We start from the raw sequence: 9,737 nt of genomic DNA, 5'->3' as shown, positions 1-9,737 counted from the left end.
CATCGGCGGTCAGGTCCACAGCAGCCACCGCCCGAGCCTAGCGCCCGGCCTCATCCGGCACTTGCGCCGCGGCGGGCTCCCATATTCCGCGAGACTGCATCTACGCACACCCGTCTCGGCGTGTCGCGTACGTAGGTTCAGTGTCGCGGTCTCGCTCGTTGATGCGAGACGGGCCCCGACCCGGCGACCCGCTCAGCTCTTGGGCCCGCCGCGGAATCGGCTGCCGATCCGGATGCCGGGCAACAGCAGGCTGCGCGGCGCGAACCGGCCGCCGGTGCTGACCACCTTGGGCACCACCCCGGGCACCACCGTGCGACGGCCGGACAGCATGCCGACGATGGCCGCCTCGGCAACGTCGCGCGGCGCGACCTGCGCGATGGGGATGCTGAACCGCTCGGCGTTGGCGATCTCGGCCCACTCGGTCGGCACCGGTCCCGGGCACAGGCAGGTCACCGACACGCCCGTGCCGTGTAACTCCTCGTGCACCGCCTCGGAAAACGTCTGCACGAAGGCCTTGGTGGCCGAGTACACCGCCATGTAGGGAACCGGCTGGAACCCGGCGATCGACGCGATGTTCATCACCGCGCCCGCCCCGCGGGAAACCATGCCCGGCAGCGTCGCGTGGGTGAGCTCCATCAGCGCCAGCGCGTTCAGCGTCACCTCTTCGCTCTCGCGCTCCAGCGGCAACTCGTGAAACACCCCGCTGGTGCCGAAACCGGCGCTGTTGCACAGGCCGGCGATCGGCTCGGCGCGCAGCCGGCCCGCCAGTTTGGCGCGGGCCTTGCTGTCGCTGAGATCCAGCGGCAGCACCTCGACGGCCACGGAGTACTCCTGGCCCACCTCATTGGCCAGTTCGTCGAGGCGCTCGCGCCGGCGCGCAACCAGCAGCAGCGGGAAGCCGCGGCGGGCCAACCCGCGGGCCAGTTCGGCGCCGATACCCGACGAGGCGCCGGTGATGACAACGGTGGTCTGCAGGTCAGGTTTTGGAAGGCTCATGGTCTCACCAATGTATCCCGCGGGTCGCCCGCACGAAGTTCTCGCTGCGCTTATCGAATTCCGTTGCGTCGCTCGATGATTCATCTCCCTTGGCGGCGCTGGAGTCGCTGAACATGGCGAACGCCCGGTTGCGCACCCGGTCCATCACCGCCGGGTTGAGCGCATCGGCGACGGCCGCGAACTGCCCGAACGGTGAGCTGGCCCGGCGCGGCCGGTGCACGATCGCGTCGGCGATCACCCCGGCGGCCTGCTCGGGTGTGAGCGCCGGGAACTTGTCGTAGAGCGTGGTGGGGCTGATCATCGGCGTGCGCACCAGCGCCATGTGCACGGTGGTGAACCGGACGTCGTCGTTCACCGTTTCGGCCTGCAGCGCGTCGCACAGACTGTCCAGCGCGGCCTTGCTGGCGATGTAGGCGCCGAAGCGCGGCGCGCGGGTCTGCACGCCGACCGAGGAGACGTTGATGACGTGCCCGTATCGCCGCTCGCGCATGCCGGGGATGAACTTGAGGATCAGCTGGACGGCGCCGAGGTAGTTCAGCTGCATGGTCCGCTGATAGTCGTGGATCCGGTCGTAGGACAGCTCGAGTGAGCGCCGGATCGAGCGGCCCGCGTTGTTGATCAGGATGTCGACACCGCCCAGGTCCTCGAGCACCTGATCGGCCATGGCGGCGATGGCGTCCATGTCGGACAGGTCGCACGGGTAGACGTGGGCGGTGCCGCCGTTGTCGCGAATCTCGTCGGCGACCTTCTCGAGGTTCTCCCGGGTGCGCGCCACCAGCGCCACCGTGCCACCGGCCTCCGCGATCTTCTTCGCGGCGGCCTCGCCGATGCCGGAGGATCCCCCGGTGATCAGCGCGGTCTTGCCCGCGACGGCGTCCTCGAGGGTGCGCCCCTGGACCGCGTCGAGCAGGTTGCGCAGATAGAACGGCCGATACCGGCCGGCGGAGTTCGGGGTGTTCACGATGTGCGAGACCGCCGCGAGCGGCTTTTCCACCAGGTTTCCGAGCGAGTTCTCCACCAAGTTCGTCAAGTCACCAAGGTTCATCGGCATTCGCTCCTGATGATGTGAGCCCCCCGACCGCAACTGGCCTGCCCGATGGCCACGACCGCATTGCGGGGCTGCGCGAGTGATGTGATGTGCATCATGAAGCCAACCTAGGACATGTTCGCCTCACCTTGACGCGGATTGCGGTCATGGGTCCCGGCCCCCACTCTCACGGTTCGCCGAGAACGTCCGCCAGCGGCGGGCAATCCCGCTGTTACACAAGGCAATCCGGGCGTGATCGCGCATAAACCGACGGGCAACGCCGAGATGTTCCAATCGTGCTTATGAAAATTCTGGCGCGCTTCCGCAAGTCCGCACCGGCATCCATCTACGACCGGATCGGTGGGCACGAGGCGATCGAAGTCGTGGTCGAGGACTTCTACGTCCGGGTGCTTGCCGACGATCAGCTGTCCGGCTTTTTCACCGGCACGAACATGAACCGCCTCAAGGGCAAGCAGACGGAGTTCTTCGCCGCGGCCCTGGGCGGCCCGGAGCCCTACACCGGCGCGCCGATGAAGCAGGTGCACCAGGGCCGCGGGATCACCATGCACCACTTCAGTTTGGTGGCCGGGCATTTGGCCGACGCGCTGGCCGCCGCCGGGGTGCCGTCCGAGACGGTCACCGAGATACTCGGCGCGATCGCACCGCTGGCGCCCGAGATCGCCACGGGTGACGCCGGCAAGGTCACGGTCTGACCGCTCCCCCGGATCGCGGCCGGCGCCCACCACGGCCATCGCCGCCATCGGGGCGATCTCGGCTTGCCGGCGAGCAGCAGTGCCTAGCATGCGTGGCATGCGGCGCACATTTGACGAACTGATCGCGGAGGCCGACGCCGCCCCGCTGGACGGCTGGGATTTCTCGTGGCTGGACGGCCGGGCCACCGAGGAGCGCCCGTCGTGGGGCTACCAGCGGCTGTTGCGGGAGCGGTTGGCCGCGGTGTCGGCCGCGCTCGACATTCACACCGGAGGCGGTGAAGTGCTGTCCGGCGCGGCGCCGTTCCCGCCCACGATGGCGGCCATCGAGACGTGGCCCCCGAACGCGGCGCTGGCCACCCGGCGCCTGCATCCGCTCGGTGTGGTGGTGGTCGCCACCCGGGACGAACCGCCGCTGCCATTCGGCGACGAGGCGTTCGACCTGGTGACCACCCGCCACCCGATCTCCGTCTGGTGGTCGGAGATACGGCGCGTGCTGCGCCCCGGCGGCACCTACTTCGCGCAGCACATCGGTCCGGCCACCATGGGCGAGCTGGTCGAGTACTTCATCGGGCCGCAGCCGGAGAAATGGGCCGAGTTTCACCCGGACGCGGTGAGCGCGCAGGCCGAGGCGGCCGGGCTGCAGATCGTCGATATCCGCATGGAGCGGATGCGCGCCGAGTTCTTCGACATCGGCGCCGTCGTGTACTTCCTGCGCAAGGTGATCTGGACGGTGCCCGACTTCACCGTGCAGCGGTACCGGGACCGGCTGGCCGAACTGCACGAGCGCATCGAATCCGACGGGCCGTTCGTCGGCCACTCCGTGCGCCTGCTCGTCGAGGCCCGCAAGCCGGCGTGAGTCAGCCCTCGTCGCGCAACACGTCCAGCGCGTGTTGCAGGTCGGGCGGGTAGGGGCTGACGATCTCCATCCGCCTGCCGTCGGCCGGATGGGCGAACGACAGTGACCGAGCATGTAGCCATTGCCGTTCCAGCCCAAGCTTTTTCGCGAGCTTGGGGTCGGCGCCGTAGACCAGGTCGCCGCAGCACGGGTGATGCAGCGCGGAGAAATGCACCCGGATCTGGTGCGTGCGGCCGGTCTCCAGGTGCACGTCGAGCAGGCTGGCGGCGACGAACGCCTCCACGGTGTCGTAGTGGGTGAGGCTGTGCCGGCCGTCCTTGGTGACCGCGAATTTCCATTCGCCGCCGCGGTGTCGCCCGATCGGCGCGTCGATGGTCCCGCTGGACGGGTCCGGATGTCCTTGCACCAGCGCGTGATAGCGCTTGTCGACGGTGCGCTGTTTGAACGCCCGCTTGAGCAAGGTGTAGGCGCGCTCGGACAGCGCCACGACCATCACCCCGGACGTTCCGACGTCGAGGCGGTGCACGATGCCCTGCCGCTCGGGCACCCCCGAGGTGGTGATCCGGTAGCCGGCGGCGGCCAGGCCGCCGAGCACCGTGGGCCCGGTCCAGCCCACCGAGGCGTGCGCGGCGACCGCCGCCGGTTTGTCGACCGCGACGATGTCGTCGTCGGAGTACAGGATCGTCATGCCCTCGACGTCGACCGGCGTGTTCTGCAGGGGCGCGGGCGCTTCGGGCAGGCGCACCTGCAGCCAGGCGCCGCCGGTCAACCGGTCGGACTTGCCGGCCGGCACGCCGTCGAGCTCGACGCCGCCGTCCTCGGCGATCGCGGCCGCCGCGCTGCGCGAGAGCCCCAGCAGCCGGGCCAGTCCGGCGTCGACGCGCATGCCCGCCAGTCCCTCCGGGACGGGCATCGAGCGGTCACTCACCCGCGCCGTCTCCGGCGTCGTCCTCGTCCTTGCGCCGGTCGGCGGCGGTGCGCCGGCCGACCGAGTCGAAATCGAACCCGAAGATCGACAACACCACCAGCAGGATGGCGCCGCCGACCACCGAGGGGTCGGCGACGTTGAACACCGGCCACCAGCCGATCGACAGGAAGTCCACGACGTGCCCGCGCAGCGGGCCGGGGGCGCGGAAGAAACGATCGACCAGGTTGCCCATCGCGCCGCCGAGGATCATGCCCAGGCCCACCGCCCACCACGGGGACACCAGGCGACGCCCCATCCAGAAGATGCCGACCACGACCCCGGTCGCGATCAGCGTCAGCACCCACGTGTAGCCCGTCGCCATCGAGAACGCCGCCCCGGAGTTGCGGACCAGCGTCCAGGTCACCGTGTCGCCGATGATCGGCACCGGCTGGCCGGGCGGCAGCAGTTTGACGGCGAGCACCTTGGTGACGACGTCGAGGGCCAGCACGATGGCCGCGATCGACAGCAGCAGCCGCAACCGCCGCGGCGCGGCTTCGGGCGGCGCGACGGCGTCGGGCTCCGCGTCCCGCTGGGCCGGGGCGGCCTCACCAGCCTGTTCGGCTGAGGTCACCGGCTCAGTCGAGTTTGTCGGTTCTTCAGGCACTTCCCCATCATCCCCTACCGCCCCACGCAGGCTAGCCAGGTTCGCCCGGCGGTGATGCGCAATGATGCCAAGCATGGCCCGCCTCACCGTGATCGCCACTGGGGGCACGATATCGACCGGCACCGGCGCCGACGGGGTGCACCGGCCCGCCTACAGCGGGGCGGATCTGACGGCGCCCTTCTCCGCGGAGCACGACGTCGACGTGGTTGACCTGTTGGCGGTCGACAGCTCGGAGCTGACCCTGGCCGACTGGGACCGGATCCGTGACGCGGTGACGGCCGCGGTCGACGGCGGCGCGGACGGGGTGGTGGTCCTGCATGGCACCGACACCATGGAGGAAAGCGCGCTGTGGCTCGATCTGACGTATGCGGGCCACGCCCCGGTGGTGCTGACCGGCGCCATGCGCAGCGCCGACGCGCCGGACGCGGACGGCCCGGGCAACGTGCGCGACGCGCTGGCGGTGGCGGCCAGCCCGGCCGCCCGCGGCCTGGGCGTGCTGCTGTGCTTCGCCGGGCGGGTGCTGCAACCGCTGGGCATGAGCAAGGTGGCCACCGACGACCTGAGCGGCTTCACCGGTCAGCTGCTCGGCACCGTCGCCGGTGACGTGCGGCTGTCCGGACCCAAGACCCGCCCGTACGTCGGCGAGCCGCGGGCCGGCAGCGCACCGCGCGTCGACATCGTCGCGGCCTATCTGGGCAGCGACGCCGTGGCGCTCGATGCGTGCGTTGCCGCCGGGGCGCGGGCCGTGGTGCTCGAGGCGCTGGGGTCGGGCAACGCCGGGCCGGCGGTGGTCGACGCGGTGCGCCGGCACTGCGGCGACGGCGTGGTGGTCGCGGTGTCCACCCGCGTGCCCGGCGGTCGGGTCGGGGCCAGCTACGGCCCCGGCCATGACATGGCCGCCGCCGGGGCGGTGCTGGTGCCGCGGCTGCGGCCGCCCCAGGCGCGGGTGCTGCTGATCGCCGCGCTGGCCGCGCAGCTACCCGCGGCCGACGTCATCGCCCGGTGGGGCTGACACCGCTCGGAGTTCGGCGGCCTGCAGGCCCCCGACGTAATCGGGCCAATCCAGGGAATCGACCGGGTTCGCGCGCACCAGGTCCCCGTCGTCGGCGGGGAACGTGCGGGCCGGGCCGGGTCCGGAGGTGCGGGTTTCGAACCGCGCGGTGACCACGCCGTGGCCGGCGCCCTGCACCCAGCCGTGCCCGAGGTCGCGGTGTGCCACGTCGTCTCCGACCCGCCACCCCGCATCGTCTGCTGTCTGGGGCCCGGGCCCATACATGGCCTCGGTCGCGGTTTCCACCGACGCCGAATCCTGTTGCGGTTCAGGCACTTCCAAGTCCGGAAACAGCGATTCCTGCCGCACGTCGCTCAGCCCCGAAAAGCCCACGCCGAGCAGGCGAATGGGCCCGATCTCGCGCGGATCCAGCAGCAGCCGGCGGGCCAGACCGAGCAGCGCCGCGACCTCGGTGGTGGCGTAAGGCAGCGTCGCCGACCGTGTCAAGGTGCTCATGTCGGACTTCTTCAGCTTGACCGTTACGGTGCGCGCGCCGCGACCGTCGCGCAGCAGGCGCTGATGGGCGTGCTCGGCGATCGGCTCGATGGCCTCGCGCAACTGCTCCAGGCTGGTCAGGTCGACGGCGAAGGTCGATTCGGAGCTGATCTGCTTGGCCTCGGCGCGCTCGGCGACCGGGCGGTCGTCGATGCCGCGGGCCAGCCGGTGCAGCGCCGGCCCGATCGTGGCGCCCAGGATGTTGGCCGCTTCGGCCTCGGTCAGCGCGGCCAGCTCGCCGATGGTCTCGATGCCGAGGCGATGCAACCGCTCCTCGGCGACCGGCCCGATCCCCCACAGCCGGCGCACCGGCAGCCCGCCCAGCAGCAGGCGTTCCTCGGCGCGGCGCACCACCCGGACCCCGTCGGGCTTGGCCAGTCCGGAGGCGATCTTGGCGATCTGCTTGCCCGACCCGGCGCCCACCGAGGCGATCAGCCCGGTGTGGTCGCGGACCCGTCGGCGCAGGTCCTCGCAGAACGCCTCGACGTCCTCGGCGGACGCCCCGGCGAGCTGGGCGGGTTCACCGAACCCCTCGTCGAAGGACAACTGCTCGACCACGGGCACCACGGCGCGGATGGTGTCGAACACCCGGCGGCTGGCCAGCCCGTAGACCACGCCGCGCGGCGGCAGCACCACCGCGCTCACGCCGACCAGCCGGCGGGCCTGGTGCATGGGCATGGCCGAGCGCGCCCCGAACACGCGCGCCTCGTAGCTGGCCCCGGCCACCACGCCGCGCCCGCCCAGTCCGCCGACCAGCACGGGGCGCCCACGCAGCGTCGGGCGGGTGAGTTGCTCGACGGAGGCGAAGAACGCATCCATGTCCAGGTGCAGCACCCACCGCGACTCCACCCGATCGATGCTATTGCCCCCACGACGGGCCAGGTGAACTACCGTTTTGTCATGGCCACCGAGTCCGGCGCTGCGGCCGTTCCGCACGGGGACGCGTCGCCCTCGACGCGATGGGCGCGGCTGCGCCACCAATGGAACGAGCGCCTGCAACCCGGGGAGCAGGCCACCGTGCTGGCCTGGGCCTCGTTCACCCTCACCTTCGCCGGCCTGCGCGGCCTCACCCACTGGATCCGGGCCGGGCATGGACCCTCCGGTGGCGGAGTGTCGTTGGGCGGCAAGCATTTCCACCACTACAACATCGGCATCGGCATGCTGGCCACGGTGGCCGGCATCGGGCTGCGCGGCAGCGACAAGCAACGCCAGCACCCCGCGGCGGCGGTGGCCTACGGCGCGGCCAACGCGATGATCGTCGACGAGCTGGCGCTGCTGTTGGACCTCAAGGACGTCTATTGGGCCTCGGATGGTCGCAAGAGCGTCGACGTGGCGGTCGGCGTGATCGCTACCGGGGCGACGGTCGCCGTTGGCATGCCGTTCTGGCCGCACGCCCACCGGGCGCTGCGATCGAGGAACTGACCGCTTCCGGTGCGCTCGCGGCCGACCGCGGCGGGCTCAGGCCTTGGCGATGCGCACCCGCACGCCGTCGCCGATCTCGGCGCCGTCGGCCGGGTCGCCGAATTCGAAGCTGGTGGCCAGGATCTCACCCGCTATGAGGTCGCGGTGGGTTCGCGCCCAGTCGGCCCGCTCGTCCGGTACCGCCATGACCACCGAAATCCGGTCGGACACGTCCAAACCCGTCGATTTGCGCAGCTCCTGCAATTCGCGGATCCGGTCCTTGGCCCAGCCTTCGGCCTCGAGCTCGGGGGTCACCGTGCCGTCCAGGACCACCAGGCCCGCGCCGTCGGGCAGGGCCGCGGTGAATTCCGGGTCGGCGGCGACCAGTCGTGAGCTGTATTCCTCGGGATGCAGCACCGCGGGACCCGCGGTCAGGGTGCCGTCGGGATTGACGACGCCCTCCCCCGCCTTGACCGCCTTGATGGCGGCTTGCACGTCCTTGCCCAGCCGGGGCCCGGCCACCCGCGCGTTGACGGTGAGCTCGAAGCGGCCGTAGGTGTCGATCGCGTCGGTCAGCTCGACGCTCTTGACGTTGAGTTCGTCGGCGATGAGGTCGACGAACGGCTCCAGCCGCTGCGGATCCGCCACGGCCACGGTGAGTTTCGGCAACGGCAACCGCACCCGCAGTTTCTTGGCCTTGCGCAGCGAGGACGCGGCCGAACAGACGTCGCGGACCTGATCCATCGCGGCGACCAGGTCGGGGTCGGCGGGCACGTCGCCGGCCTGGGGCCAATCGGTCAGGTGCACCGACCGCTGCGACGTCAGGCCGCGCCAGACGATCTCGGTCACCGAGGGCAGCAGCGGCGCGGCCAGCCGCGCGGTCACCTCCAGCACGGTATGCAGGGTGTCGATGGCGTCGGCGTCCTCTTCCCAGAACCGCGAACGCGACCGCCGCACATACCAGTTCGTCAGCGCCTCGGTGAACTGGCGCAGCTGCTCGCAGGCCCGCGAGATGTCACAGGTGTCCATCTCATGCGTCAGATCGTCGCGCAGCTCGGCGAGCTTGGCCAGGATGTAGCGGTCCAGCACCTGCGTCGAATCGGTGCGCCAGGTACCGACTTTGGGCGCGTAGAGGGCCAGGAAGCTGTAGGCGTTCCAGAACGGCAGCAGCACCTGGCGAACGCCCTCGCGGATACCCTGTTCCGTCACGATCAGGTTGCCGCCGCGCAGGATCGGCGAGGCCATCAGGAACCAGCGCATGGCGTCGGAGCCGTCGCGGTCGAACACCTCGGACACGTCCGGGTAGTTGCGCAGCGACTTGCTCATCTTCTGGCCGTCGGAGCCCAGCACGATGCCATGTGCCACACAGGTTTTGAAGGCCGGCCGATCGAAGAGCGCGGTGGCCAGCACGTGCAGGGTGTAGAACCAGCCGCGGGTCTGCCCGATGTACTCGACGATGAAGTCGCCCGGGTAATGACCGTCGAACCAGTCGCGATTCTCGAACGGGTAGTGCACCTGGGCATAGGGCATCGAACCCGAGTCGAACCACACGTCGAGCACGTCGGGGATGCGCCGCATCGTGCTGGCCCCGGTCGGGTCGTCGGGGTTGGGCCGGGTCAGCTCGTCG

10 protein-coding genes are annotated in these 9,737 nt (G+C 70.6%); 4 read left to right on the top strand and 6 right to left on the bottom strand.

The window, feature by feature from the left end; translation table 11 throughout:
- Nucleotides 1-192 precede the first annotated feature (192 nt).
- Together A5622_RS23230 and A5622_RS23225 are read right to left on the bottom strand one after the other, a co-directional pair.
- Nucleotides 193-996 carry an SDR family oxidoreductase gene (locus A5622_RS23230; RefSeq protein WP_066881477.1) on the bottom strand — a complete coding sequence of 268 codons (804 nt, stop codon included), beginning with the start codon at nt 994-996 and terminating at the stop codon, nt 193-195.
- Nucleotides 997-1,000: 4 nt separating this feature from the next.
- Complete coding sequence (locus tag A5622_RS23225; RefSeq protein ID WP_066881476.1) at nt 1,001-2,041, bottom strand: SDR family NAD(P)-dependent oxidoreductase; 1,041 nt, start codon at nt 2,039-2,041, stop codon at nt 1,001-1,003.
- Nucleotides 2,042-2,325: 284 nt separating this feature from the next.
- On the opposite strand from A5622_RS23225, the gene A5622_RS23220 reads away from it, so the two are divergent.
- Both A5622_RS23220 and A5622_RS23215 read left to right on the top strand, forming a co-directional pair.
- Complete coding sequence (locus A5622_RS23220) at nt 2,326-2,736, top strand: group 1 truncated hemoglobin (protein WP_066881475.1); 411 nt, start codon at nt 2,326-2,328, stop codon at nt 2,734-2,736.
- A gap of 97 nt (nt 2,737-2,833) precedes the next feature.
- Nucleotides 2,834-3,592 (top strand): class I SAM-dependent methyltransferase, encoded by a 759-nt coding sequence (locus A5622_RS23215; RefSeq protein ID WP_066871276.1) that lies wholly within the window; start codon nt 2,834-2,836, stop codon nt 3,590-3,592.
- Nucleotide 3,593: 1 nt separating this feature from the next.
- Here the strand turns inward: A5622_RS23215 and A5622_RS23210 are convergent, their stop codons facing one another.
- Together A5622_RS23210 and lspA are read right to left on the bottom strand one after the other, a co-directional pair.
- Nucleotides 3,594-4,520 (bottom strand): RluA family pseudouridine synthase, encoded by a 927-nt coding sequence (locus A5622_RS23210; RefSeq protein WP_066871279.1) that lies wholly within the window; start codon nt 4,518-4,520, stop codon nt 3,594-3,596.
- Nucleotides 4,513-5,163, bottom strand: a complete 651-nt coding sequence (gene lspA, locus A5622_RS23205) for a signal peptidase II (protein WP_082972012.1) — start codon at nt 5,161-5,163, stop codon at nt 4,513-4,515. The genes A5622_RS23210 and lspA overlap by 8 nt, the downstream gene beginning before the upstream one ends.
- Nucleotides 5,164-5,236: 73 nt before the next feature.
- On the opposite strand from lspA, the gene A5622_RS23200 reads away from it, so the two are divergent.
- Nucleotides 5,237-6,175 carry an asparaginase gene (locus tag A5622_RS23200; protein WP_066871282.1) on the top strand — a complete coding sequence of 313 codons (939 nt, stop codon included), beginning with the start codon at nt 5,237-5,239 and terminating at the stop codon, nt 6,173-6,175.
- On the opposite strand, the gene A5622_RS23195 is transcribed toward A5622_RS23200, so the two are convergent.
- Entirely contained in the window at nt 6,140-7,543 is a 1,404-nt protein-coding gene (locus tag A5622_RS23195; protein ID WP_197497938.1) for a DNA polymerase IV, read from the bottom strand. The genes A5622_RS23200 and A5622_RS23195 overlap by 36 nt on opposite strands.
- Nucleotides 7,544-7,609: 66 nt before the next feature.
- On the opposite strand from A5622_RS23195, the gene A5622_RS23190 reads away from it, so the two are divergent.
- Complete coding sequence (locus tag A5622_RS23190; protein WP_082972059.1) at nt 7,610-8,131, top strand: hypothetical protein; 522 nt, start codon at nt 7,610-7,612, stop codon at nt 8,129-8,131.
- A gap of 36 nt (nt 8,132-8,167) precedes the next feature.
- Here the strand turns inward: A5622_RS23190 and A5622_RS23185 are convergent.
- Nucleotides 8,168-9,737 (bottom strand): class I tRNA ligase family protein (locus A5622_RS23185; protein WP_156753064.1); only part of this gene is annotated, 1,570 nt, incomplete at its 5' end.

This window comes from Mycobacterium sp. 1245801.1 (assembly GCF_001673055.1).
GTDB lineage: Bacteria > Actinomycetota > Actinomycetes > Mycobacteriales > Mycobacteriaceae > Mycobacterium > Mycobacterium europaeum_A.
The sequence above is the reverse complement of the archived record's forward strand: the minus strand, read 5'-3'. Positions and strand labels throughout refer to the sequence as shown.